Source organism: Leifsonia psychrotolerans, from assembly GCF_013410665.1.
GTDB classification, from domain to species: domain Bacteria; phylum Actinomycetota; class Actinomycetes; order Actinomycetales; family Microbacteriaceae; genus Cryobacterium; species Cryobacterium psychrotolerans_A.
In genome coordinates this window covers 2,903,251-2,927,651 of the sequence record NZ_JACCFM010000001.1, presented here as the reverse complement: position 1 = coordinate 2,927,651, position 24,401 = coordinate 2,903,251, and the positions used below count along the sequence as shown (strand labels likewise).

Here is a 24,401-nt window from a genome sequence, read left to right as displayed (position 1 = left end):
GCCCGGCGATCATCAGCCGGTCGAGGCGTAGCTCGCCAGCGCGTAGCCCGTCGGTGTGCAGCCCGCCCATCCCGCGAGTGAGCAGTTGTTGTTACTTCACGGCCGCTGAGACCCCAACAACTGCACTCTCGTGAGCGTGAGGAGCGTGAGGAGCGTGAGAGGGGCGAGGGGATTGAGGGGCGGGAGGGGCGGGGGCAAGGAGGCGAGGGGATTGAGGGGCGAAGGGGCTTGAGCGGCGAAGGGGCTTGAGCGGCGAAGGGCGAACGGGCGAACGGGCGAACGGGCGAACGGGCGAACGGGCGAACGGGCTTGAGCGGCGAAGGGCGAAGGGTGAAGGGCGAAGGAGGCGTGCCGCGGCATCCGTTGCGCGCGAAAGATCGACTAGGTGACGTCCTTCTTCCAGCTCGTGATGTAGCCGCCAAGGGTGGCAATGGTCGCATAGGCGACCAGCACCAGGCCACCCTGCCGCCAATCCAGCGACACAGCGGAGGCGCTCGTAATCGTGAGAATGCTCGCACCGACCAGCGAATCGGATGCCGCGCCCGGCAGAAACTGCCCGATTCCGGCCGTTACCGTCGTGAACGACGAGGCGAGGCGCAGCAGAGGCTCGACGAATTGGGTGAACGCGAGCACGATCACGATCGTGGCGACCTGGTTCGGCACGAGTGCACCCAGGCCCACACCGATGGTCGACCACAGCGCCATCGCGAGAACGGCCCGGCCGACGAGCGCCCAGATCGCGCTGTCGCCCAGCTGCGGGTCGATGCCGAATCCGTTCATGACGAGGGCGCCGATGCCCACCGAGGCTGCCAGGGCAACGACACCGTAGCCAGCGCCGACGAGGAACAGCGTGACCGATTTCGCGCCCAGCACACCGCCGCGGCGAGGGGTGGCGAGGAACGTCGGCGTGAGTGTCTGGTGGCGGAACTCGCCCGTCGTCGCCAGCGCGCCGATCAGCACGGGGAAGACGTAACCCACCGAGGTCGCGAAGCTGTAAATCAGGGCGGGCAAGGATGCCGGGGGCGGGGCCCCGCCGCCGCCCGCAGCCGCCGAGCCGATCGCACCGCTCTGGATGCCGCCGAACAGCGCGGACAGTCCGCCGGCGAGTAGGGCGATGTAGGCGAACAGCACGAGGGCCAGGATCCACCACATACGGGTGGTCAGAATCTTGGCGAACTCGGCGTTGACCGAGCGAAAGAACACGCTCACAGTGAGTCACCCCCACCGACGAGGGCGAGGAACGAATCTTCGAGGCCCGATTTCTGACGATTCAAATGACTGAGCTCCACTCCGGCGACGAATGCGAGATGGCCGATTCGGCCCGGGTCCCGATCGGCGACCAAAAGTCCAGTGCGCCCCACGATGAAGCTGAGTCCGGCCGCAGTCAGGGCAGCTATGAGCGCCTCGCGGTCGGGAGAATCCACGACGACCTGCGGGGCAACCTCGTTGTCGAGGCTCGACAGTGGGCCGCGGTGAACCAGATGGCCCTTCGCGATGATCACGACGTCATCGACGCTCTGTTGAACCTCAGAGAGCAGATGGGAGCTGACCAGAACCGTGCGACCCTCGGCGGCCATGGCGCGCAGGAAGCCGCGGATCCACTTGATGCCCTCCGGATCGAGGCCGTTGATCGGCTCATCGAGCACGAGCACGCCGGGGTCGCCGAGCAGCGCATAGGCCAGGCCCAGACGCTGCCGCATGCCGAGCGAGTAGCCACCGACGCGACGGGTGCCGTAGTCGGCAAGACCGACAAGACCCAGCACCTCGTCGACGCGCGCCCGGGGCAGGCCGGCGGCGATCTGATAGATCCGAAGGTGGTTCCTGGCGGTGCGCCCCGGGTGAAAGCTCGCTGCCTCGAGTGCCGCTCCCACCGTGGCGAGGGGCTGCGGCAGATCGCGATAGCGGATGCCGCCGAAGGTTGCGGTGCCGCTTGTCGGCGCGACCAGACCGAGCAGAATGCGCAGCGTCGTGGTTTTTCCAGCACCGTTCGGCCCCAGAAAACCGGTGACCCGGCCGGGTTCAACGGTGAAGGAGAGATCGTTGACCGCCGTGACCTGACCGAACCGTTTGGTGATGTTTCTGAACTCGATGACAGCGCCCGTCGGCATCCGCTTCCCCTCGATCGTTGCCCCTACTGTATTGCTGCCGGGCGGTTCAACGAGGGAGGCGGGGCGGGGCCGCCGGCTTTCGGATGCTCTACGCCCACAACGCGCGCAGCACCGACAGGCTGCGCGCATGGTCGTCGATTCCGCCGCCTTCGTGGCCGTTGAACGGCCAGACCACGATGTCCTTCGCGCTGGCATAGTTGTTGAACGCGCCGAAGACTGTCGACGGAGGACAGACCGGATCCATCAGGCCCGTCGAGAACCACGCGGGAGCGCTGGCCCGTTTGGCGAAGTTCACTCCGTCGAAATAGGCCAGCACGCTGTGCACCTGTGCGACCTCGTGGCGGTGCACGGCCAGGTAGCGGCCGATCTCTTTGTACGGATCCGCGTCGGTGAGCCCGAGAGCCCGAGGAAAATCGCAGAGGAACGGCACGTACGGGATCACCGCCGACAGGTCGGGCACGAGGCCGGCGGTGGCGAGGGCCAAACCTCCGCCCTGGCTGCCACCCATCACGGCGACGCGTGACGCGTCGACGACGTCGAGCGAGCGCACGGCCTCGACCGCACGCACGGCATCCGTGATCAGGCGGCGGTAATAGTAGGTCTCACGGGAGCCGATTCCGCGTGTCATGAAGCCCGCATGCTGCGGCCCGGATCCGACCGGATCCGGCGTGGCGCCGGTGCTCCACCTCGAACCCTGCCCCCGGGTGTCCATCTGAAAGTGTGCGAATCCGGCGGAGGACCAGAGCAGGTCTTCGAGGGCGTGCCCGCGTCCGCCACCGTAGCCCACGTACTGCACGACTGCCGGCAGCGGACCGGTAGCCCCGCGGGGAACCCGCAGCCAGGCGCTCACGGTCTGGCCGTCGTAGCCGGCGAACGTGACGTCGAAAACGTCGATTGTGCTCAGTCCCGAATCGACAGGGCTGACGGTGACGGCCAGGTCGAAGCCGCGAGTTGCGGCCAGGGTATCGGCCCAGAACACGTCGAAGTCGTCGGGGTCGACCTGATCGCTCTGGTAGTTGCGCAGCTCGTGCTCGGGCAGATCAACGTTCAATTTCGGTTCCTGTCGCGTCTCAGATGCCCCGCTGGCGGCGGCCAGAACAGACTACAACCCGGGACGTTCCCGAGACGTAACATGTGATCATGCCGAACCAATTGGCGAAAACAGACCCGAAACAGCGCGCCAAGATGTGGGCTGGAAACTCTCATTTCACGGTGAGTCGTGGCCTCGACACCTTCTACTTCGTCTTCGCCGGAGCGGCGGCGGTGTGGTTGGCCATTCTGGTCTTCAGCGAGAGCTTCTCGTTCGGCTGGGGCGTGCTGTGGTTCGCCGTGCTGTTTTGGATCATGGTGGCCTACCTCGTGCTGCCGCGGCTGCATCGCATCCTGACCCGGCTCTATGTACCCGACTATTTCATCGGACGCACCCGCACGAGCGATGGGCTGCTGGGGGACCCGGTCAACCTGGCCCTCACCGGCAGCGAGGAGCAGGTGCACCAGACGCTGCTCCGCGCCGGGTGGACCCGCGCCGACCCGGTCACTCTCGCGACGAGTTGGAAGATCGTGGCCTCGACGCTGACCAAGCGCAGTTATGACGAGGCACCGGTCAGCCCGCTGTTCCTGTTTGGACGGCAGCAGGATTTCGCCTACCAGCAGGAGGTGCGCGACAACCCCGCGAAGCGGCACCATGTGCGGTTCTGGCAGTGCCCCGACGGCTGGAAACTGCCCGGCGGTCACCGTGTCGACTGGATCGCGGCCGGCACGTTCGACCGCGCGGTCGGCTTCTCCCTCTTCACCCTGCAGATCACCCATAAGATCGATGCCAACATCGACATCGAGCGCGATCACATCGTCGCGAGTCTGTGCAGGGCGGAGCCGGTGGCCAGGCTGGTGTTGATTCGTGAGTTTTCGAGCGGCTACCACGCGCGCAACGGCGGGGGAGACAGCATCCAGACCGATGGCGACCTGCCGGTCATCGATCTGCGCGCCGTGACGCTCTCGTCCGGGGCGGATGCGCCGGCCGACAGCATCCGGCCGAACGATCAGCCCGCCGTCATCGACGTCATAGACCTGCCATGAAGCGGCCGTCAGCGATCTGGATCGGGCCTCTGCTCATGCTGGCGCGCTCGGTGTCAGGGATTGCAGCCATCGTCGTCATCCTGACGGAGTGGCAGAACTTCGCGCGGACGATCTCGATCGACCTCAACGGACAGTCGGAACAGGGTGGAGTCGCGGCCGACATTGCTCTGTGGATCTTCGTCGGGGTATACGCGGCCGGCCAACTGTTCTACATTGCGCTCGCCGGGTTCGTGTTCCTCGGTCAGAGCTGGGCCCGTAATGTGGCCATGGCCGTCGCGACTCTCAGCATCCTGTTCGCGTTTGGAAACTACCTGCTGAACGGTGCCGCAATCACCTTCAAGACCACCTTGCTCGGACTGACGCTTGACATTCTGATCCTGCTGACGCTGTCGAGTGCGCCGGCGCGCGAGTTCGCTCGCGGGAGAAAACTCATCCGTGTTACCGGCATCTAAGTCCGCGAGTGAGCAGTTGTTGGGCTCTCAGGCGGGCCGAGGCAACAACAACTGCTCACTCGCGGGGGATTTCGAGCGGGTTAGCGCGACGCGGATGTTCCGGCGTGCGCCGCGCAGGCCGGAGGCGAGGCCTCCACGCAGCCGGGGCACACCACGAGTTGCTCACGGCACGACAGGTCGCGGCAGTTGAGCATGTTTTTCGTGGGGTCGCCGCAGACCGTGCACCGCCCGATCACCGGGGTGTTGCGACCGAAGTCGACCGACATCCGCTGGTCGAATACGTAGAGTGAGCCGTCCCAGAGCCCGTCATCACCGAACGCCTCGCCGTAGCGCACGATGCCGCCGTCGAGTTGGTAGACCTCGCCGAAACCACGCGCCTTCATGAGCCCGCTGAGCACCTCGCAGCGGATGCCGCCGGTGCAGTAGGTCACGACCGGTTTGTCCTTGAGATGGTCGTATTTGCCGCTGTCGAGCTCAGCGACGAAATCCCGCGTTGTAGCGACATCGGGCACGATTGCGTCGGTGAACCGGCCGATCTCGGCCTCGAATGCGTTGCGTCCGTCGAAGAAAACCACCTCGTCTCCGCGCTCGGCCACGAGGTCATGCAGTTCGGCCGGGGCCAACTTGGTGCCGCCGCCGATGACGCCCTCGGAATCCACCCGCAATTCACCGGGCGCGCCGAAGCTCACGATCTCATCGCGAACCTTCACCACGAGTCGGGGAAAATCGAGGCTCAGGCCGGCCTCGTCGAGGCCCGTTCCTTCGCTCCACTTGAAGTCGATGTTCTTGAACGCCGGGTAGTCGCGCGTCTTGCGCACGTAACGTTTGAGTGCCGGCAGGTCGCCGCCGAGCGTGCCGTTCAGGCCATGCTCCGAGATCAGGATGCGGCCGCGCAAGCCCAGAGACTCACAGAGGTCGCGCTGCCACAGGCGCACGGCGTCGGAGTCGGCAAGGGGCGTGAAGACGTAGTAGAGCAGAATCTTGGGGATGGCCACCCGATCATTTTACGGATGACGGCTGGGCGAGCGCCCGGCACGGGACCGGGACAATCCGTCACCATCACCGATCGACGCAGGATATGCCTCCACATCACCAATCCTGCCGTTGTCGAGCATCCATGATGTTTTCAGGACACGACCGAGCCGTGAACCGTAGGCTGAGGGAGAAGAAGGAGGTCGACGATGACTGATGACCCACTGGCCCGGTTCAAGACGGTGCCACTGTTCACCCTGACGAGCACCGATTTCGTTGACGGTGGCCCGCTCGCGCTACCGCAATATGAAGCAGCGATGGGCGGCCAGGACCGATCGCCGCAACTCTCATGGTCGGGTTTTCCGAACGAGACGCGCAGTTTTGCGCTCACCTGTTACGACCCGGATGCGCCCACCGGCTCGGGCTTCTGGCACTGGGCCGTGTTTAACCTGCCGGCATCGACGACGCACCTCGATGCGGATGCCGGGGCTCCCGACAGCGCGCTGATGCCCGCCGGCGCGGTGACCCTGCCGAACGAGGCCCGGCTGAGTCACTACATCGGCTCGGGCCCACCGGCCATCACCGGCGTGCACCGCTACCAATACATCGTGCACGCGCTCGACCTGCCGACACTAGACCTGGATCCCCAATCGACGCCGGGGAAGCTCGGCTTCACCCTGTTCTTCCATACCCTCGCACGGGGAGTGCTGCAGGGAACCGCGAAGCAGCCGGACTGATTCGGCCACGACTCCCAGCCAGCCCGAGGGTTCTTCTCAGTGCGGGCACGGATGCGTGTTCTAAAATTGAGACAATGTCAGAAATGCTCAGGGTCCGTCGGCCCGCCCGCACCACTTTTCGTCAGTCGTCGTCCCTGCGCGGTCTTTCTCGGGTGCCCGTCTGGGTCTGGAAGGCCCTGATGATGCGCCTGACGCCGGCCGAGGTGCACAAGTTCAACGTTGAACCGATCGACACCGTCGACTACCACTTCGACATCGACTATGTCGGGGAGGGCATGCGCGACCAGCGCCTCGACGTGCTGGTGCCACACGGTTTCGACGAGCCGCTGCCGGTCTACATCTACTTTCACGGCGGCGGCTGGACCTCGGGCGACAAGGCGCCGCTGACCAAATACTGTGCGAGCCAGGCGCGCGACGGCATGGTCGTCGTCAACGTCAACTACCGCATGGCGACCGAGTACCTTCTGAAGGACATGCTCGACGATGGCAACTCGGTGCTCGACTGGGTGAAGCGCAACATCACCGCATTCGGCGGTGACGCGAGCCGAATCGTGCTGGGCGGCGACTCAGCCGGCGGGCACATTTCCGCACTGCTCGCCGCGGCCACCTTTGATTCCGACTTGGCCGCGCACTACGACATCCATCCTCACATTGAGCGCGATCATCTGCGTGGCCTCGTGCAGCACTGCAGCATGCCCGACTTCTCGGTGATCTTCGAGCGCGGCTTCATTCTGAGTCAGAACTTCATGCGGATGCTGCTGCCCGGCCGCGGCCGCGGGCAATCCCTCAAGAAGGCGTCCCGTTTTCTCAATCCCATCGAATGGCTGGACAAGGGCTTTCCTCCCGTATTCCTCACGACCTCCGAGCGTGATTTCTTCTACGAGGCCAACCTCAACTTTGTCGAGGCGCTGCGCCGCCGAGCACTTCCCGTCGACACGCTCATTTACTCGCGGGACCGCGTGAACACCAAGCACACCTGGCAGCAAGATGCCAAACACCCGGAATCGCAGGAGGTCTATCGGCGTCTGGGCGCGTTCGTGCGGAACGTTGCCGCCGTCGCGAGTGCGACCACCACGGCGGTTGGTATCGTCCAGGCCGACGATCTGAGCGCGCGCGCGGCCGGCCCGACCCGTCTGCCGCCTCAGATCCCGATGTTGAAAGCCCCGGCGGTCCCACTCTCGGCGCTCGCCGCTGCCTGACCGGCCCAGCTCACCTTCGGCCGGCGGCCGCCGAGAAAAGGTGTCGCACTTGACGGCCTGAACTGCTTGACTACGGACGTACAGCCTTTTTCGTTACCGCCGTTCGATACCACTCGGGGCCACCGGCGGCCAGAACGCCAGGGAGCCGCCAGATGAACGAGACACCGCAGGCCGATTCACTCGCTGAGCCGACGATCTACAAGGGGCTAGCCGGCGTTCGGGTTGACTTCACCGCAATTTCCAAGGTGAATCCCGACACGAACTCGCTGCTCTACCGCGGCTATGCGGTGCAAGATCTGGCCGCCCGCTGCAGTTTTGAAGAGGTCGCCTACCTGCTCTGGTACGGGGAGCTTCCGACCGAAGATGAGCTTGCCGCATTCGAAGACCGGGAGCGATCGCTGCGCCACCTGGACCACGTTGTGAAGCGTGTGATCGACGAATTGCCGACGACGGCGCATCCGATGGATGTTTTGCGCACCGCGGTCAGCGTGATTGGCGCGCGCGACGCGGATGCTGCGGATGACTCGCCCGCCGGTAATCTCGACAAGGGCATGCGCCTCTACGCGCAGCTTCCGGCTATCGTCGCCTACGATCAGCGCCGCCGCCACGGACTCGAGCTCGTCGAGCCGCGTGACGACCTCAGCTATTCGGCGAACTTTCTGCACATGAGCTTCGGTGACGTGCCAGACCTCGCGGTGGTCGACGCGTTCGACGTGTCGATGATTCTCTACGCCGAGCACTCGTTCAACGCCTCGACCTTCACCGCGCGTGTGATCACTTCGACACTCTCCGACCTCTATTCGGCCGTCACCGGAGCGATCGGTGCGCTGAAAGGGCCGCTGCACGGCGGCGCGAACGAGGCCGTCATGCACACCTTCGATGAGATTCGCACGGCGGACCGGGTGAGCGGATGGCTCGACGATGCTCTCGCGAACAAACGCAAGATCATGGGTTTCGGGCACCGGGTCTACAAGAACGGGGACTCGCGCGTGCCGACAATGCGAGCGGCGATGGAGGCCATGCTCGCGCACTACGAGCGGCCGGATTTGCTTGAACTCTATCTGGCGCTCGAGCAGGATATGGGTGAGCGCAAGAACATCATGCCAAACCTTGACTACCCGGCGGGGCCGGCCTATCACGTGATGGGTTTTGACACCGAGACGTTCACTCCGCTCTTCGTCGCCAGCCGCATCGTTGGCTGGACGGCACACATCATGGAACAGCGCGCGGCCAACGCCTTGATCCGCCCGCTGTCGGTCTACAACGGGGCGCCGGAGCGTGTGGTTCCGCAGTAGTCCCTGCTTGCTGTGAAGCCGGCGAGAATTTCAGAACGTGACGGGCTATAAATACCGATAGATTGGCCGGATGGGTCAGCAGCCGGCGCGGTCGTCAGGGCGTCTTGCGTTGACCCGGAAACTTGACGCGCGCTCTGACTCTGAGCTGGTTGAGCTCGTTCGCAGGGGCAACGCCGAAGCCTTCGGCGTGCTCTGGCAGAGGCACGCGGGACCGGGCGCGGCGGTGGCACGCGGGTACACGGGCTCACAGGACCCTGAGGATCTCGTGGCTGAGGCGTTCACCAAGATCTTGCAGGCGATTCAGTCCGGCAGGGGACCGACGACGGCATTTCGGGCCTATCTGTTCACCACGATTCGCAACGTGTCGGCCGGGTGGGGGCGATCGTCGAAAGAGGCTTCAACCGACGAGCTCGATGAGCTGGCTGACCCGACGACGGTGGAGGACGAGTCGCTCGCGTCCCTTGACCGCAGCCTGACGGTCAGCGCGTTTCGTTCTCTGCCGACGCGGTGGCAGGAGGCTCTCTGGTACAGCGAGGTGGAAGGAATGACCGCTCAGCAGATCGCGCCGCTACTGGGCATGAAGGCCAATGCCATCTCAGCCCTCACTTTTCGGGCCCGGGAAGGCTTGCGTCAGGCCTGGATTCAGGCACACATCTCGTCTGTTCCCGAAAACTCTGAATGCCAGTGGTCGATCGATCGAGTCGGCAGTCACGCACGGGGTGCTCTGGGTTCCCGCGAGCAACGCCGCCTCGACGCTCATCTGGTGGGTTGTAGTCGATGCTCGATCATCGCCTCGGAGGCGCAGGAGGTGGGAAGCCATCTCGCCCTGGTGCTCCTGCCGCTCGTCGCCGGAGTTGCGGGGGCCGCCGCCTACACCGCCTGGACTCAGGCCTCTGGCGCATCGTCGCTGCTCGCCGCACTCTCTGTCGCCCCGCTGCCCGCGAGCGTGACGAGCTCGCTCGGCGTCACCGCAGCCGTGACCGCAACGACCCTGTCCACCGGAGCGACGCTCGCAGTCGTCGCTGTTGCGACGCTCGGGTTGATCGGTGGAGTGACTGCGGTCGTCCCCCTCTTCTTCACGACGCCGCCAGACTACTCAGTTGCTCAGCCGGTGCCGAGCCCTGCCTCGAGCAACCTGCCGATTCCCGGTTCGACGCCGACGCCGACGTCGACAGCGACAGCGACACCGACACCGACACCGTCACCGTCACCGTCACCGTCACCGTCACCGACGCCGACAGCACTGCCGGCGCCTGGGCCGACGCCTGACCCCTCACCGGCCCCCACTCCCACGCCCTCCCCAACGCCCACGCCCACCCCCACGCCCACCCCAACGCCCACCCCGTCGCCACCAGTGACGGATATTGCGCCTCCGGGGTTCACTCTCAGCCGCGATGTCAATGACCGTGTTTTTCCCTCGGCCAGCGGCACAGCCCTTCCGGGCGCCACGGTCGACCTCGTAAACGGTGCGGGGGCGGTAATCAGTCAGACGACTGCCGGCGATGCTGGCGACTGGTCGATCGATGCAGTGACTGGACTGGACTTCGGTGACCAGGTGATTGCCGCCCGACAGACCGACACTCGCGGCCGCGTCTCAACCCTGACAGCCCCAGAATCGCTCACCCTCGTTCCAGTGAGCATCTCGTCGTTCATCGAAGACGCCGTGGTCACCCATTCAGAACTTGTGACCGTCCAGGGGATCCCGAACGCGACGTTCGAGCTTTCGGTTGACGGTCACAGAGACAGCCCCACGACAGCAATGCCCCTGAATGACGTGGGCGGCACGTTCAGTCTGTTCATGCCCGACTATCTTTCATTCGGTCACCACAGCCTCGGCGTACGCTACGTCGAGCCCAGCGGCGGTGTGCCTCGGTTCGGACCGGAATCTCAGGTCACCTTCACGCTGGCGTATCCCGCACTCCCCATCTCCTCACCGGGTCCCGACAGCACGGTCGGCACCAATACGGTTCGCATCAGCGGCGTCTGGGGCTCGATCTCCGCCGGATATGGCGTGGAGGCAGCTGATTCTTCCGGCGCTGTCTACCACGGAACGATCGCGGCCGATGGTTCCTGGTTCGTCGACGCAGGCCCTCTTTCGGATGGCACCCACACCTTCGACGTATTCGCACGCACCCCCGGCGGCGTGGTTTATTCAGTCCCCACCCCACGCACCTTCACCGTCGACACCAGTGCGCTCGCCCCGACTTTCTCCCTGACACGAGATCCGGATGATCGGCTTCTTCCATCGGCGGTGGGCACGGCCGAGCCGGGGGCCACGGTTGAGCTGGTGAACGGGGCGGGTCAGACCGTTGACCAGGCGACAGCGGATGCCGCAGGCGCGTGGGCGATCGATGCGGTGACCGGTCTCGGCTTCGGTGCTCAAACGCTGGCCGCGCGACAGACCGACACGGCCGGCAACGTCTCGGCTCTCAGCGCGCCGACGTCGCTCACGCTTCGCTCGATCGGCATCACCGGAGTGGAGTACTTCGTCCGGCCGCCCGTGGACTCCGGGATTCAAGATCATGCCTTCATCACTCTCACCGGTGACCCTGGTGCGTCCTTCCAGCTGATTCTGGGTGGGGAGGATGCGGGATCGTATGTATTCGACCAGGACGGGAATTGGGCAGATTGGCCCTACTGGCCCAGTCGGGTTCCAGCGGATGGCCAGACCACCGTTGGTGTGCGTTACCGCGGTGGCACGGTCGATGCCCCCCGGTTCGGCGCCGAGAACCTGATACCGGTCACATTCGTCGATTAGGGCAGTTCGGGCCAGCTGCGGGTGGATCAGGCGCGCAGCTCGGCCAGCCGCATCCGTAATCCGGCAACCATCAGGGCGAGACCGAGCTCAAAAGATGCATCGGCGACTGACGTGCACCGGTTCGCAGCATGATCGCGTCGTGCCTGTTCGGCTGCGGCGAAGATCGGGGCGTCGGCGGCGAACGCGCCGGGACTCATGTTGTCGTCCGGGGCGAGGGCGTCGAGGGCCGAGCCGATTGCAAACGACTCGAGTGCCACCAAAATCGTGACGACCTCGTGCTCAGGCCAGCCTGCCGCGAGAAATGAGGCGCTGATGGTCTCGTAGTTCGCGACCGATTCTTCTTCTCCGTCGATGGGCCTCGTCGCGAGTAGAGCAATGCTGGCTGGAAACGCGAGCATTGCGGCGCGGTAGGAGCGCGCCCAGGGGAAAATCGCCGTGTCCCAGGAGCCGCGGGCGAATCCGGTGACGTCGTTGAGCGAGGCGAGGCGACCGCGCATCGCCTTGATCACCGCGTCTTTATTGGCGAAATAGTGGTACAGGGCGGGAGGCTTGACCGAGAGCTTTGCTGCGAGACGGGTCAAAGTGAAGCCGTCGGGCCCCGCTTCGTGCACCACTTCGAAGGCAGCGTCGACGATCTGATCCGGGTTGAGCACCGACGTCTTGGGGCGACCGGCCTTCCGCGTCTGCACCTCTGTCACTTTTTCCCTGTCGTGATCGTGTCGTGGTCGAACCAGACATACTATGGTGACACTAATTTAATTAGATTAAATAACCCGGTATCGATGAAGCGCTCACCTCAGCGTTCAGCGCCGATCGACACAGTATTTTGTGAAAGGCATCCGACTGCGCATGAGCTCCAGCTTCGCCGACACCATCCTTGTCAATGCTAACGTCGTCACCCTGGCGCCCGGCCGCCCGCGCGCCGAAGCCGTGGCTGTGCGCGACGGACGCATCATCGCTGTCGGCGACGCGGCCACACTCGCCGAGTATCGCGGCGGCGCAACGGTCGTGACCGACCTCGGCGGACGCACCGTCACACCCGGTCTGATCGATGCGCACTTGCACCCGATCCAGGGCATCGAGCTGGCCGCCGGCTGTGACTTCGGTGGGGTGACAGATCCGCGCCGCTTTTTCGAGCTGCTGCGTGCCGAGGCTGATCGTGCGCGCTCCAGCGCCGGTGACGGGTGGGTGCGCGGCTGGAACCTCGACTATGATCTCTTTCGCTCGCTGCCCATGACAGCCGAGTCGATCGACGACGCCGTGAGCGGGCTGCCGGCACTCCTCCTGCTCTTTGACGGGCACACCGCGTTGGCCAGTCGCGCTGCATTGCAGGCCGCGGGCATCACGGGTGCGCGCACGTTCACCGACACCTCCGAGATCATGGTGGATGCGAGCGGGCGCCCGACCGGTGAACTGCGCGAGGACTCGGCGTTTGACCTCGTACTCAAGGCGGCCCCTGCGCTCACCACCGCGCAGACCGTCGATCGCGTGCGCGAGATTTTCGGCCAGCTCGGCGCATCCGGGGTCACCGGCGGCTGCATCATGGACGGCAATCTTGCCTCGCTCGACCTGCTTGACGAGGTTGACTCCACGGGCGGCGGCCTGCCCCTGCGCATCGTCACGGCTCTGGCGCACAATCCGGGCTACGACGAAGATCGCACCCGGTCCTATCTGGCGCAGCGCGATCGGCACGGTGCGCGCTGGCGCGGTGGCCTGATCAAGCTGTTCAACGACGGGGTGATCGACACCGGAACCGGCTGGCTCTACGAACCAGACAGTCAGGGCGATGGCCTCGCCTCGTTCTGGCAGGACCCCACCGAGTTCGAACGCGTCGTGCGCCGGTATAGCGACGCGGGCTTCCAAATCGCCACCCACGCCATCGGCGACCGGGCCATCGGCACGACGATCGACGCCTATATTGCGGCCGGCGTGCAGCACGGCCGGGCACCACACCGCATCGAGCACCTCGAATGCCTGGCCGACCGCGACCTAGCACGGATGGCGGCGGCCGGCATTACGGCATCCGTTCAGCCCCTGCACCTGCAGTGGCGAAAGGCCGATGCCTCCGACGCCTGGGCTGCCCGGTTAGGTCCGGAGCGCGCGGCACTCGCCTGGCGCGTGCGCGACATGCTCGACGCCGGCTCGCTCGTCGCCCTCGGTTCGGACTGGCCCGTCGCGCAGCTCGACGCGCGCATCGGAATGGCCTGGGCGCGCTTGCGCCGCACGCCCGGCAATCCGGATGCCCCCGTCTTCGAGCCGGATCAGGTACTGACGGCTGCCGAGACGCTCGCCGGATTCACCGCCTGGGCCGCCGAGGCCCAGGGTGACGACGACCTGGGACGTATCGCCCCCGGTTTCGCCGCAGATTTCGCCGTGTGGGACGACAACCCGCTCACGGTGTCAGCAGATGAACTGATCGACGTGCCCGTGCACGCGACGGTGGTGAACGGCACGACCGTTTACCGCGCCGACGACGCAGTTCTCCCGTAACGCACCCCGCGCACGGCGGCCGACACCCCTGGCACCCGCGCGGTCTCTGGCTCAACTCCCGTCCCCTCAAAGGTGATCAATGAATGATTTCGGCGCGCTGTCGCTCCTCCCGGTAATTTGTGTCCTTGTTGTCGCCGTGTTCACACGGCGCACCCTCCTGGCCCTCGTCTGCGGCACCGTGGTCGGCAGCGTCCTTCTCGGCGGCTTCGGCTTCTTCGACTCGTGGGTGCACTTCGTCGGCGCCTCGATGAGCGACGAAACCCTGCAGTGGTTGGTCACCGTCGTCGTGCTCTTCGGAATTCTGATCACGCTGTTCGAACGTTCTGGTGCGGTGAATGACTTCGCGGTCTGGGCCGAGCGGTTCGTGAACAGTCGACGCAAGTCGCTCGTGCTCACCTACATCCTCGGTGTGGTCATGTTCGTCGACGACTACCTCAATGCCCTCGCGGTGGGCACCTCGATGAAGAACCTCACCGACCGGTACGGCGTACCGCGCACGTTGCTGGGAATGCTGGTGAAGTCAACGGCGGCGCCGATCTGTGTCATCGTGCCGTTCTCAACCTGGGCGATCTTCTTCTCGGGTCTGCTCGAAGCTGAAGGCGTCACGGTCAACGGTTCGGGTTTTGGCGCCTACCTGCAGGCCATCCCGTATATCTTCTTCGGCTGGATCATGCTCGTGATCGGCCTGCTCGTCGCGATCGGCGTCTTTCCGATGCTCGGCTCGGTGCGCACAGACAGTGAGCGCGCCCAGCGCACGGGGGACGTGTTCCCGGCCTCGATGACCGCCGAGGAGCGGGCCGAAGAACTCGGTCAGGATGCCGCGGCTGAGGCTGGGGGGCTACCCATCGGTGGGAGACTCGGCCCGGATGCCGACGGTGTGCTCAGGCCGGCTGCGGCATCCGGTTCTGTCGCCGTGCTCGAAGCGACGGGCGTCGCGCGGGTGCGTCGGGCGCTGCCGTACAACTTCGTGATTCCGCTCGTCACCATGGTCGCCGTCACGATTCTGACCGAGGTCGATGTGCTTAAGGGCACGACGGCCGCGCTTCTCGTCGCCATCGTGCTCTACGTCATTCAGCGCAAGATGAGCATCAAACAGGTCATGGATGCCGCATTTGCGGGCGTCTCCAGCATGCTGTTCGTGATTCTGCTCTCGGTTCTGGCCTTCATGGTGCAGAAGATCAACATCGACCTCGGACTGGCCGACTTCGTGATCAGCTCGACCGAACCCTTCATGAGCGGTGCCTGGCTGCCGGCCATCGTCTTCCTGGTCTGCGGTGTCTATGCCTACGCCACGGGCTCGTTCTGGGATCTCGCCGCCATCATCACACCCATCGTGATCCCGCTCGCGCTCGCCATGAACGTCGACCCGATCTTGGCCGCCTCGGCCATCTTCTCGGGCGCCGCACTTGGCAGCACGACCTGCCTCTACGGCGACGGCATCATCCTCACCTCAAAGGCCGTCGGCATCAAGCCGTTCAACCTGATGGGCGCGATTCTGCCGTACGCCGGAATTGCCGCGGCGCTGTCGTTCGGGCTGTACATCGTGTTTGGCTTCATCAGCTTCGGCTAGTCCGCGGCCTCGGGTGCCCGCTGGTGCACAACGGCAACCAGCGGGCGCCCCGTAGGTTCTTGACTGTGGCTTGCGTCAATAAAAACGGCAAACTCCAGGGCTCCCCTTAGCCTCGCAGGGTGCATATGTTCTTTCGGACCCTCCTCCAGACGTTCCTCTCGCGCCGTGGCCCAAAGCTCGGTCTCTATGACGTGTGCCGCACGCGGTTTACGACCCTGCCGACCGACCAGGACATCCTGCGGCACATGAACAACGGCGTGTACCTCTCGATCATGGACATCGCTCGGTTCGACATGCTTCGACGCAGCGGCGTCTGGGTGATTTTCGCCCAGAAGGGGTGGTATCCGGTCGTGGTCTCCGAGACGATCAGCTTTCGCAAGTCGTTGCAGATCTGGCAGAGGTTCACGATCGAGTCGCGGATCCTCGGCTTCGACGAGAAGGCCGTCTACGTTGAGCAGCGCTTCGTGCGACCGGATGCCGATGGTGTGCCCGAGATCTACGCGCACGGCTACATCCGGGGGCGCTTTCTGAAGCGAAGCGGCGGGGTCGTGCCGATCAATGAATTGCTTGATGCCGTGGGGGAACCGCCAGCCGGGGTGAGAGTGCCGGACTGGCTGCTGAAGTGGAGCACAGATGTGACTTTGCCACCCACTCGGGTAGCGGCGCCAAGCATCTGGCACTGACGCCAGCCACGCCGCCGGGCCTTCGCCTTGCGCGGATTCGACGAAAAAGTCTCTCAATCGGAGGGTAATTCTCGGTCTGGAACGCGTCTTCGCACCCACTTGTTAGATGCGACCGGTACTTTTGAACATATGGTTCCTCCGATTCGGCCTCCTCGCCGCGCTCTTTTCGCGCGCAACCCCGAGACCCTGGGCGATATCGAGCTCGTCGAACTCACCCGCAAAGGCCAAAGCGACGCGTTCGCCGTGCTCTGGAAGCGTCACGCGGCCCCCGGTCGCGCCGTCGCGCAGGGATGCTCCTCCGACATCGACGCCGACGACATCGTCGCGGAGGCCTTCACCAAGATTTTCAACTCCATCCAGGAGGGCAAGGGTCCAACCTCGGCCTTTCGGGCCTACCTCTTCACGACGATCCGCAACACCGCTGCGTCGTGGGGTCGGTCCTCGCGAGAGGCGTCATCCGACGTTCTCGATGAGTTGGCCGACCCGACGACTCTCGAAGATGCCTCGCTCGCTGCGCTTGACCTCGGTCTGACCGCGAACGCATTCCGCAGCCTCCCCACGCGTTGGCAGGAAGCGCTCTGGTACAGCGAAGTTGAGAGCATGAGCGCGCAGCAGATCGCTCCGCTGCTCGGCATGAAGCCCAACGCGGTGTCCGCCCTCACGTACCGCGCGAGGGAGGGCCTCCGCCAGGCGTGGATTCAGGCGCACATCTCGTCGGTTCCGGCCAATTCGGACTGCCGGTGGACGATCGACCACTTGGGCGGACACGCGCGTGGTGGTCTCGGAGTGCGTGAGAAAACCCGACTCGACGGGCACCTGCTCTCCTGCAGCCGGTGCGCGATTATCTCCACTGAGGCCCAAGAGGTGGGCTCGCGTCTGGCCCTCATCCTGCTTCCCATTGCCGCCGGCGTAGGAGGTGCCGCCGCGTATACGTTGTGGCGCCAATCAGAGGGGTCGTCATTGCTCATGGCGGCAGCCCCGGTTGGTCCGCCGCCGGCCGTCGTCACGACGGCTTTCGGCGGACGTGCGGTGGGAGTTGCCGCTACCAGTGGCGCCTGGAACGCCGTTGTCGTGGTCGGTGCGGCCGTGGTTCTGGCCGGGGGCGTCGCTCTCGGCGTGGCGGCGTTGGTGAATTCGACGACCAGCGATCCCGCCGTGGCCGAGGCGCCACCCGTTTCGTCGACGCCGACCGTTACTCCTGCACCGACTCAGACGCCGACAGCCGCTCCGACTGTGACCCCTGCGCCCACGGTAACGCCCGTTCCCACGGTGACCCCGGTTCCGAACACGCCACCGGCGACCGATTCTCCGGCCGTGTTCCCCGTGCCGACTCCGCGCCCGACGTCGCCCCCGCCGCCGATGTGCACACCTTTCAACTAGCCGTCACGGCGCCGCCGAGTCGGCCTGCGATCAGTGCGACGGGCTCGGCATCTCGAGTTCTTTGTAATATTGCGCGTGTGCCGGGTAGTAGTGCTGCCACTCGGGGAGGGGCTGGCCGGCACGCGCCGCGATCATCCGATCAAGGTAGTAATCCCAGCCCGGCCCGACGGTCGCTACTTCGTCCTTGGAGCGCAGTCGTTGCCCCAGAGTGAGTGTGGTCATGTGGTCGCCCTCCACGAGATGCACAAGTAGCCGCCAGGCATCATCGCCGGTGCCTACATCGCAGGCAAACCGATGCGGAGCAGAGCACTCGAGAATGCTCACGTACTCCCACTGCGCGTCTTCTTCGGCGGACATCAAGAATTTCACGGCGCCGGTGGACGGGGACCCCGTGTAGGTGCCGATCCACTTCTCCAACTCGGCCGGACGGGTGAGCGTGAACCAGACATCTTCGATCGGGGCGTTGAAGAGGCGGTCGACCATCAGGTAGAGCCCATCGGGGCGTTGGGAGAGACGACCGGTTGGATGAGTAGACATTGCGACCTCCACACTCAGCGAAACACGTGCTTTCTTTGAGGCTAAGCCTTCCGCCGTTCGGTTACCAGAGCGGCAGCAGCTCGCCCCTGAGAATAATCGAAACGTTCAGTAATGATTCAGAGCTTTTCCACCCGGCTCCCAGTGAGGCCTTCGTTGATCGCGTATCCGTTGATCGCGTATCCGTTGATCGAGCGTGTCGAGATCCTGCGGTCGGGTGTCGACGATCCGTTGATCGAGCGTGTCGAGATCCATGTGTTGCGTTGCGGGGTTGGCTCGCGGGGTCTCGACAGGCTCGACCAACGGGGTGCGCTTGACCAACGGGGTGTGCTTGACCGGCGGGGTGTGCCGACCCGCGGGGTTGCGTTGATCGCGTATCCGTTGATCGAGCGTGTCGAGATCCTGCGGTCGGGTGTCGACGATCCGTTGATCGAGCGTGTCGAGATCCATGTGTTGCGTTGCGGGGTTGGCTCGCGGGGTCTCGACAGGCTCGACCAACGGGGTGTGCTTGACCGGCGGGGTGTGCTTGACCGGCGGGTTGTGCTTGACCAGCGGGGTGTGCCGACCCGCGGGGTCGCGTTGATCGCGTATCCGTTGATCGAGCGTGTCGAGATCCTGCGGTCGGGTGTCGACGATCCGTTGATCGAGCGTGTCGAGATCCATGTGTTGCGTTGCGGGGTTGGCTCGCGGGGTCTCGACAGGCTCGACCAGCGGGGTGTGCTCGACCAGCGGGGTGTGCCGACCCGCGGGGTCGCGTTGATCGCGTATCCGTTGATCGAGCGTGTCGAGATCCTGCGGTCGGGTGTCGACGATCCGTTGATCGAGCGTGTCGAGATCCATGTGTTGCGTTGCGGGGTTGGCTCGCGGGGTCTCGACAGGCTCGACCAACGGGGTGTGCTTGACCGGCGGGGTGTGCTTGACCGGCGGGGTGTGCCGACCCGCGGGGTTGCGTTGATCGCGTATCCGTTGATCGAGCGTGTCGAGATCCTGCGGTCGGGTGTCGACGATCCGTTGATCGAGCGTGTCGAGATCCATGTGTTGCGTTGCGGGGTTGGCTCGCGGGGTCTCGACAGGCTCGACCAACGGGGTGTGCTTGACCGGCGGGGTGTGCTTGACCGGCGGGTTGTGCTTGACCAGCGGGGTGTGCCGACCCGCGGGGTCGCGTTGATCGCGTATCCGTTGATCGAGCGTGTCGAGATCCTGCGGTCGGGTGTCGACGATCCGTTGATCGAGCGTGTCGAGATCCATGTGTTGCGTTGCGGGGTTGGCTCGCGGGGTCTCGACAGGCTCGACCAGCGGGGTGTGCTCGACCGGCGGGGTGTGCTTGACCGGCGGGGTGTGCCGACCCGCGGGGTCGCGTTGATCGCGTATCCGTTGATCGAGCGTGTCGAGATCCTGCGGTCGGGTGTCGACGATCCGTTGATCGAGCGTGTCGAGATCCATGTGTTGCGTTGCGGGGTTGGCTCGCGGGGTCTCGACAGGCTCGACCAGCGGGGTGTGCTCGACCAGCGGGGTGTGCCGACCAGCTCGACCAACGGGGTGTGCTTGACCGGCGGGGTGTGCCGACCCGCGGGGTTGCGTTGATCGCGTATCCGTTGATCGAGCGTGTCGAGATCCTGCGGTCGGGTGTCGACGATCCGTTGATCGAGCGTGTCGAGATCCATGTGTTGCGTTGCGGGGTTGGCTCGCGGGGTCTCGACAGGCTCGACCAGCGGGGTGTGCCGACCGACGGGGTGTGCCGACCGGCGGGGTGTGCCGACCGGCGGGGTGTGCCGACCGGCGGGGTGTGCCGACCGGCGGGGTGTGCCGACCGGCGGGGTGTGCCGACCGGCGGGGTGTGCCGACCGACGGGGTGTGCCGACCGGCGGGGTGTGCCGACCGGCGGGGTGTGCCGACCGGCGGGGTGTGCCGACCGACGGGTTGGCTCGACGACTAGTTGCGCTTGAGCGTGCCGATCTCTGCGCCGTCCGCACCGAGAATGGTGAGCGTAGAGCCGTCGACGGTAGCCGATTCCGCTGCATTCAACCAGGTCTTGACCCCGTCGCACGCCATCATCGTCGAGCCGAGCGGACCGAATTTCACGGTGTTGCCGTCTTGCGTCCAGGTGCCGGTGAGGCGGTTGCAGCCATCGGTGCCGCTGAGCTGTCCACCCTCGGCTAGATCGAGCGAGGGCTCGCCCTGAACGTCTACTGTGCCCCACGATCCGGTTGCGTCGGTACCGGAGCCTCCGGGGTTAGACGCGCAGCCGCCGAGAGCGAGGGCGAGAGCGGTGATGGCCGTGAGAGTCAGAATTTTTCGCATGAGACGAATTCCCCAATCAGAGCAGCGGGCACATCGAGGGCCTCCGAGAGACCGCCCGTTCGTTGTAATCTATCGACAATTCGAAGCCAGAGGCGGAAGCGCTGGTAACGCTTTGGGCCCTATCTGCCGGTCTTCGACGTGCACCGATTCGGATGCCGTTCAGTTCGTGCGTTTCAGCAGGAAGGCGTACGCGCCCTCCACGAAATAGCTGCGTGAGTAGCCGAGCAGCAGGCCGTCTTCGGCATACTGAAGCTGGTCCAACAAAATAAACAGCGAATGGTTGCTGCTGCCCGGTCCCCAGCCGATCTTTCGGGATTCGACGGCGTGCACCTCGGCGATTCCGAGGCTCGCGTGATGCCCGAGTTTCTCTTCGAAGTAGGCGAAAATCGAGCCCTCCATGACTCGAGGGTCGAAGTCATCGGGAAAAATCGACAGCGGCAACAGGTCAAACGAATAGGCGACAACTTCGCCGTCCGCCGTGATTTTGCGACGAAGCTCCACGATCTGGGTTCCGGTCGGGAGCGACATTTTGACGGCTTCATCTTCGCTCACCGCGCGCACCTGTCGGCGCGCATATTCCATGCCGGGCTCCTTGCCGCTGGCACGGATGGAGTCGGAGATGGAGCCCAATTTCTCGAGGCCATCCTTCACCCGAGGGATGGAGCGCACATAGCTGCCGAGGCCCTGGCGAGTCACCACAAGGCCGGTGACAGCGAGTTCCTTGATCGCCGAGCGAACCGTCGCCCGCGATACGGCGAACTCGTCACCCAATTGAGCCTCTGTGGGCAGGCGTGAGCCTGGCGGGTAGTCCCCACCATCGATCCGTGATTTAACCGCATCGACAATCTCATTCGCCAAACGGGGGCGAGATCTCTTTGTTACGTAATCCACCTTGACACCTTTGTCTGCTGTCTGACAACCTACGGGAATGATGAACAAAAATGGTTCACATTTCTTCGCTATCCATTTGTAGCGCAGACGTACCGGCAGAACGATCACGCCGGTGGGCGAGCTGAAATACCGAGCAACTCACGCCCGAACAACATCGACAGGACCTGCCCAGTAGTCACACCGTGATCACCGAAAGGTGATCATCACGAAGAAAAGAGACCGAACAGTGAAGTTCACAGCAATCCCGTTGGTCGCCGTCGCGGCGTCGATGCTCCTTCTCACCGCATGCTCCCAGGCAGCGGCTCCGGCAGCGACCGAGCCGCAGGCCCCCGTCGTTTCCGAAAACGACTTCGCGCTTCCGGATGCCGCTCCGGCCGGATTCAAGAAGGGTCTGAAGATCGCCCTGGTGCGCCAGTCTGGCGTTGGCGACTACTTCGAGCAGTGGGGTGGCGGTTTCACGAAGCAGGTCACCGCGGCCGGCGGAACTGTTAATCTCTTTGACGCTCGCGGTGACAACGGCCAGCAGGTGACGCAGTTCTCGGAGGCGATCAACTCCAAGCCCGACGCGATCGTCGTCGACCACGGACTGGCCGACTCGTTGAACCCGAAGATCGACGAAGCAATCGAGGCCGGCATCCCGGTTGTCGTCTACGACGTCGCAATCTCAAACCAGGACGCCCTGTACATCTCGCAGGATGACGAGTCGCTCGCCGGCAAGATCCTCGACCAGATCAAGGTCGAAAACCCCGACGGCGGCAGCGTCGCCTATGTGAACGTTTCGGGAATCGCCCCGCTCGACACCCGTGATGGCGTCTACAAGAGCTTCCTCACCGACAACCCGACCTACAAGGAAGTCGCCCACTTCGGCAAGTACAGCGAATCGGCTGCCGCCGACACCGCGACCGAGGGTGCGGCTGCGCTGAGTTCGGCGCCGGAGACCACCATCGTCTTCGCCGCTTACGACGAGCTCGCCAAGGGTGCGCTCATCGCACTGCGCCAGAACAACATGCTCGACACGGTCAACCTCTACGGAGTCGACATCTCCACCGCCGACATCGGACTGATGACCGAGGCCGGAAGCCCCTGGAAGGCAACCGCCGCCACCGACCCCGCCAACGTCGGTGCGATCGTCGCCCGCGCCTCCATCGCCGCTGCAGCCGGCGTTGACCTGCCGTCCAAGATGGCCATCCCAGCCGCACTCATCACCCAGAAGCTGCTGCTCGACAAGAACGTCACGAACATGGACGAACTTCGCAAGGCGCTGCCGGAACTGAGCACGCCGGGCATCCTCGGGGCATCCTGGATCACCGAAATCTCCATCGGCTAACGATCCGACTGGGCGGTCGCGCACTCGTGCGCGACCGCCTCACCTCGTCACATCACTTTCTGTAACAGGACGCGAGCGTCATGGAATATGCACTGAAACTGGCGGATATCGTCAAAGACTTCGGCCCGAACCGCGTGCTGCGCGGGGTGGGCTTTGCCGTTGAAAAGGGCGAGATCTACTCGTTGATGGGGGCCAACGGTGCCGGCAAGTCGACACTGATCCGGGTCTTGTCGGGTGCCCACCGCGCGGACGGGGGGCAGATCGAACTGAACGGAGCGGTGGTCGACATTCACGACCCCTTGTCGGCTCAACGCCACGGCATCGGAACGGTTCAACAGAATCCCAACGACGGCGTTGTGCTTGACATGACCGTCGCCGAGAACCTAGCCCTCGACACCTTCGTCGACGCTCGCGAGGGACTCTTCGTCAACCGCGCGAAGACGGAGGCCCGGGCCGGTGAGATCGCCGGTCGGCTGGGGTTGGACGTGACCCCGGCGTTTTTGCGCACACCGGTGCGTGACCTGGGCGTGTCCGAACGGCAGCTGCTCGTGATCGCTCGGGCGCTCTCGCGGCGGCCGAAAATCTTGGTTCTCGACGAACCCACGTCGGCCCTGTCCGGCGAGGAAGTCTCGCGCCTGTTCGCCCTCGTACGTGACCTGGTGGGCGAGGGCATGTCGGTGTTGTTCGTGACGCACAAACTCGCCGAGATCGCCGAGTTGGCCGACCGGGTGGGCGTGCTGCGGGACGGTGAAATGCGTGGCGAATTCTCGAGGGACGCCGACGGACGTTTCGAATGGTCGGCGGTGCTCACCGAGCTCTTCGACAAGACGCCCTCGGAACTCTCGCACGAAGAACTGCCCGGCGGCGATGTCGCGCTTCGTCTCTCGGGGGCTCAGGTCTTCGCCGATTCCGACCCCTTCGACCTCGACTTGCGCACGGGTGAGGTCACTGCGCTGCTTGGCCTCTTGGGCAGCGGAAAATCAGAGTTGCTGGAATGGATCTTCGGGGCCCACACAATCGCCGGCGGCACGATCGCGCTGAATGGCACAGAACTCGCGGCCCGGCATCCGGCGGATGCGATCGCGCGCGGTGTCTATCTCGTTCCCGAATCGCGTCACGAACAGTCGATTGTGCCGGAGTGGTCGATCGACACCATCATGACGCTTCCCTTTCTCACCCGCTTCTCGCCAGTGGTCGTTATGGACCGCGCCGCGGAGCGTGAGGCAGCCCAGCAGATGATCGATCGCATTGGCATTGTGACCTCCGGCCCGACCAAAGAGATCGAGACTCTCTCGGGGGGCAACCAGCAGAAGGTCGTTATCGGGCGGTGGCTGCTGGAGGATCCGAAGTTGTTGTTACTCGATGAGCCGTTCCGTGGCGTTGACATCAACGCTCGGCATGACATCGCTGAGACGATCCGTGAGGTGACCGCTCTGGCCCCGGTACTTGTCGCCACATCGGATATCGATGAGGCGCTCGAAGTTGCCGATCGTATTCTCGTCTTCCACGCTGGTTCTGTCGTCGCCGACATGCGGCTGTCCGAGGCGACTCGCGCCCGGATCGTCGAGGCGATGAGCACCAGCACCCATGCTCGACATGCTGTCTCCTCGTCATAGCCGACGGGTGAG

General features: G+C 64.6%; 21 protein-coding genes. 12 read left to right on the top strand and 9 right to left on the bottom strand.

Features of this window, described 5'->3' with window-relative positions; translation table 11 throughout:
• Positions 1-381: 381 nt before the first annotated feature.
• The 3 genes from HNR05_RS13345 to HNR05_RS13335 all read right to left on the bottom strand — a co-directional run bounded on the left by HNR05_RS13345 (position 382) and on the right by HNR05_RS13335 (position 3,159).
• The gene (locus HNR05_RS13345; protein WP_343062593.1) at positions 382-1,209 is read right to left on the bottom strand and encodes an ABC transporter permease; all 828 of its coding nucleotides are present in this window, start codon (positions 1,207-1,209) and stop codon (positions 382-384) included.
• Positions 1,206-2,108: an ABC transporter ATP-binding protein gene (locus tag HNR05_RS13340; protein WP_179579590.1), complete on the bottom strand. Its 903-nt coding sequence runs from the start codon at positions 2,106-2,108 to the stop codon at positions 1,206-1,208. Before HNR05_RS13340 ends, HNR05_RS13345 begins: the two co-directional genes overlap by 4 nt.
• Positions 2,109-2,196: 88 nt before the next feature.
• Complete coding sequence (locus tag HNR05_RS13335; RefSeq protein WP_179579589.1) at positions 2,197-3,159, bottom strand: acetylxylan esterase; 963 nt, start codon at positions 3,157-3,159, stop codon at positions 2,197-2,199.
• Positions 3,160-3,248: 89 nt separating this feature from the next.
• Between HNR05_RS13335 and HNR05_RS13330 the strand changes: the two genes are divergently transcribed.
• Together HNR05_RS13330 and HNR05_RS13325 are read left to right on the top strand one after the other, a co-directional pair.
• The gene (locus HNR05_RS13330; RefSeq protein ID WP_246318406.1) at positions 3,249-4,184 is read left to right on the top strand and encodes an LssY C-terminal domain-containing protein; all 936 of its coding nucleotides are present in this window, start codon (positions 3,249-3,251) and stop codon (positions 4,182-4,184) included.
• On the top strand, positions 4,181-4,636 hold the full coding sequence (locus HNR05_RS13325; protein WP_179579588.1) for a hypothetical protein: 456 nt from the start codon (positions 4,181-4,183) through the stop codon (positions 4,634-4,636). Before HNR05_RS13330 ends, HNR05_RS13325 begins: the two co-directional genes overlap by 4 nt.
• A gap of 80 nt (positions 4,637-4,716) precedes the next feature.
• On the opposite strand, the gene trhO is transcribed toward HNR05_RS13325, so the two are convergent.
• Entirely contained in the window at positions 4,717-5,631 is a 915-nt protein-coding gene (gene trhO, locus HNR05_RS13320; protein WP_179579587.1) for an oxygen-dependent tRNA uridine(34) hydroxylase TrhO, read from the bottom strand.
• A 186-nt stretch (positions 5,632-5,817) separates the two neighbouring features.
• Between trhO and HNR05_RS13315 the strand changes: the two genes are divergently transcribed.
• The 4 genes from HNR05_RS13315 (at position 5,818) to HNR05_RS13300 (ending at position 11,597) form a co-directional block, all read left to right on the top strand.
• Positions 5,818-6,345, top strand: a complete 528-nt coding sequence (locus tag HNR05_RS13315; RefSeq protein ID WP_179579586.1) for a YbhB/YbcL family Raf kinase inhibitor-like protein — start codon at positions 5,818-5,820, stop codon at positions 6,343-6,345.
• 74 nt (positions 6,346-6,419) lie between these two features.
• Positions 6,420-7,544, top strand: a complete 1,125-nt coding sequence (locus HNR05_RS13310) for an alpha/beta hydrolase (protein WP_246318405.1) — start codon at positions 6,420-6,422, stop codon at positions 7,542-7,544.
• A gap of 152 nt (positions 7,545-7,696) precedes the next feature.
• Entirely contained in the window at positions 7,697-8,839 is a 1,143-nt protein-coding gene (locus HNR05_RS13305) for a bifunctional 2-methylcitrate synthase/citrate synthase (protein WP_179579585.1), read from the top strand.
• Between the two features lie 70 nt (positions 8,840-8,909).
• On the top strand, positions 8,910-11,597 hold the full coding sequence (locus tag HNR05_RS13300) for a sigma-70 family RNA polymerase sigma factor (protein ID WP_179579584.1): 2,688 nt from the start codon (positions 8,910-8,912) through the stop codon (positions 11,595-11,597).
• A gap of 26 nt (positions 11,598-11,623) precedes the next feature.
• On the opposite strand, the gene HNR05_RS13295 is transcribed toward HNR05_RS13300, so the two are convergent.
• Positions 11,624-12,295: a TetR/AcrR family transcriptional regulator C-terminal domain-containing protein gene (locus HNR05_RS13295; RefSeq protein WP_179579583.1), complete on the bottom strand. Its 672-nt coding sequence runs from the start codon at positions 12,293-12,295 to the stop codon at positions 11,624-11,626.
• A 151-nt stretch (positions 12,296-12,446) separates the two neighbouring features.
• Here HNR05_RS13295 and HNR05_RS13290 point away from each other — a divergent pair, with 151 nt between their 5' ends.
• From HNR05_RS13290 to HNR05_RS13275, 4 genes are all read left to right on the top strand, one after another.
• On the top strand, positions 12,447-14,087 hold the full coding sequence (locus HNR05_RS13290; protein ID WP_179579582.1) for an amidohydrolase: 1,641 nt from the start codon (positions 12,447-12,449) through the stop codon (positions 14,085-14,087).
• A 79-nt stretch (positions 14,088-14,166) separates the two neighbouring features.
• Complete coding sequence (locus tag HNR05_RS13285) at positions 14,167-15,657, top strand: Na+/H+ antiporter NhaC family protein (protein WP_179579581.1); 1,491 nt, start codon at positions 14,167-14,169, stop codon at positions 15,655-15,657.
• A gap of 125 nt (positions 15,658-15,782) precedes the next feature.
• Positions 15,783-16,340 (top strand): acyl-CoA thioesterase, encoded by a 558-nt coding sequence (locus HNR05_RS13280; RefSeq protein ID WP_179580972.1) that lies wholly within the window; start codon positions 15,783-15,785, stop codon positions 16,338-16,340.
• A 129-nt stretch (positions 16,341-16,469) separates the two neighbouring features.
• Entirely contained in the window at positions 16,470-17,720 is a 1,251-nt protein-coding gene (locus HNR05_RS13275) for a sigma-70 family RNA polymerase sigma factor (RefSeq protein WP_179579580.1), read from the top strand.
• 30 nt (positions 17,721-17,750) lie between these two features.
• Here HNR05_RS13275 and HNR05_RS13270 read toward each other — a convergent pair whose 3' ends face one another.
• From HNR05_RS13270 to HNR05_RS13255, 4 genes are all read right to left on the bottom strand, one after another.
• Positions 17,751-18,257, bottom strand: a complete 507-nt coding sequence (locus HNR05_RS13270; protein WP_179579579.1) for an SRPBCC domain-containing protein — start codon at positions 18,255-18,257, stop codon at positions 17,751-17,753.
• Between the two features lie 105 nt (positions 18,258-18,362).
• Positions 18,363-19,697, bottom strand: a complete 1,335-nt coding sequence (locus HNR05_RS13265; protein ID WP_179579578.1) for a hypothetical protein — start codon at positions 19,695-19,697, stop codon at positions 18,363-18,365.
• 489 nt (positions 19,698-20,186) lie between these two features.
• The gene (locus HNR05_RS13260) at positions 20,187-20,555 is read right to left on the bottom strand and encodes an META domain-containing protein (protein ID WP_179579577.1); all 369 of its coding nucleotides are present in this window, start codon (positions 20,553-20,555) and stop codon (positions 20,187-20,189) included.
• 159 nt (positions 20,556-20,714) lie between these two features.
• On the bottom strand, positions 20,715-21,446 hold the full coding sequence (locus tag HNR05_RS13255; RefSeq protein WP_218868896.1) for a GntR family transcriptional regulator: 732 nt from the start codon (positions 21,444-21,446) through the stop codon (positions 20,715-20,717).
• Between the two features lie 226 nt (positions 21,447-21,672).
• Between HNR05_RS13255 and HNR05_RS13250 the strand changes: the two genes are divergently transcribed.
• Positions 21,673-22,773 (top strand): substrate-binding domain-containing protein, encoded by a 1,101-nt coding sequence (locus HNR05_RS13250; protein ID WP_179579576.1) that lies wholly within the window; start codon positions 21,673-21,675, stop codon positions 22,771-22,773.
• 80 nt (positions 22,774-22,853) lie between these two features.
• Positions 22,854-24,389, top strand: coding sequence for a sugar ABC transporter ATP-binding protein (locus HNR05_RS13245; protein ID WP_179579575.1), 1,536 nt, complete (start codon positions 22,854-22,856; stop codon positions 24,387-24,389).
• The last annotated feature ends 12 nt before the right edge of the window (positions 24,390-24,401 follow it).

Coding starts and splice junctions, on each gene's coding strand:
- HNR05_RS13340 (WP_179579590.1), bottom strand. CDS start 2,108: ATGCCGACGGGCGCTGTCATCGAGTTCAGAAACATCACCAAACGGTTC.
- HNR05_RS13280 (WP_179580972.1), top strand. CDS start 15,783: ATGTTCTTTCGGACCCTCCTCCAGACGTTCCTCTCGCGCCGTGGCCCA.
- HNR05_RS13325 (WP_179579588.1), top strand. CDS start 4,181: ATGAAGCGGCCGTCAGCGATCTGGATCGGGCCTCTGCTCATGCTGGCG.
- HNR05_RS13300 (WP_179579584.1), top strand. CDS start 8,910: ATGGGTCAGCAGCCGGCGCGGTCGTCAGGGCGTCTTGCGTTGACCCGG.
- HNR05_RS13315 (WP_179579586.1), top strand. CDS start 5,818: ATGACTGATGACCCACTGGCCCGGTTCAAGACGGTGCCACTGTTCACC.
- HNR05_RS13260 (WP_179579577.1), bottom strand. CDS start 20,555: ATGCGAAAAATTCTGACTCTCACGGCCATCACCGCTCTCGCCCTCGCT.
- HNR05_RS13245 (WP_179579575.1), top strand. CDS start 22,854: ATGGAATATGCACTGAAACTGGCGGATATCGTCAAAGACTTCGGCCCG.
- HNR05_RS13305 (WP_179579585.1), top strand. CDS start 7,697: ATGAACGAGACACCGCAGGCCGATTCACTCGCTGAGCCGACGATCTAC.
- HNR05_RS13275 (WP_179579580.1), top strand. CDS start 16,470: ATGGTTCCTCCGATTCGGCCTCCTCGCCGCGCTCTTTTCGCGCGCAAC.
- HNR05_RS13330 (WP_246318406.1), top strand. CDS start 3,249: ATGCCGAACCAATTGGCGAAAACAGACCCGAAACAGCGCGCCAAGATG.
- HNR05_RS13270 (WP_179579579.1), bottom strand. CDS start 18,257: ATGTCTACTCATCCAACCGGTCGTCTCTCCCAACGCCCCGATGGGCTC.
- HNR05_RS13290 (WP_179579582.1), top strand. CDS start 12,447: ATGAGCTCCAGCTTCGCCGACACCATCCTTGTCAATGCTAACGTCGTC.
- HNR05_RS13310 (WP_246318405.1), top strand. CDS start 6,420: ATGTCAGAAATGCTCAGGGTCCGTCGGCCCGCCCGCACCACTTTTCGT.
- HNR05_RS13265 (WP_179579578.1), bottom strand. CDS start 19,697: ATGGATCTCGACACGCTCGATCAACGGATCGTCGACACCCGACCGCAG.
- HNR05_RS13285 (WP_179579581.1), top strand. CDS start 14,167: ATGAATGATTTCGGCGCGCTGTCGCTCCTCCCGGTAATTTGTGTCCTT.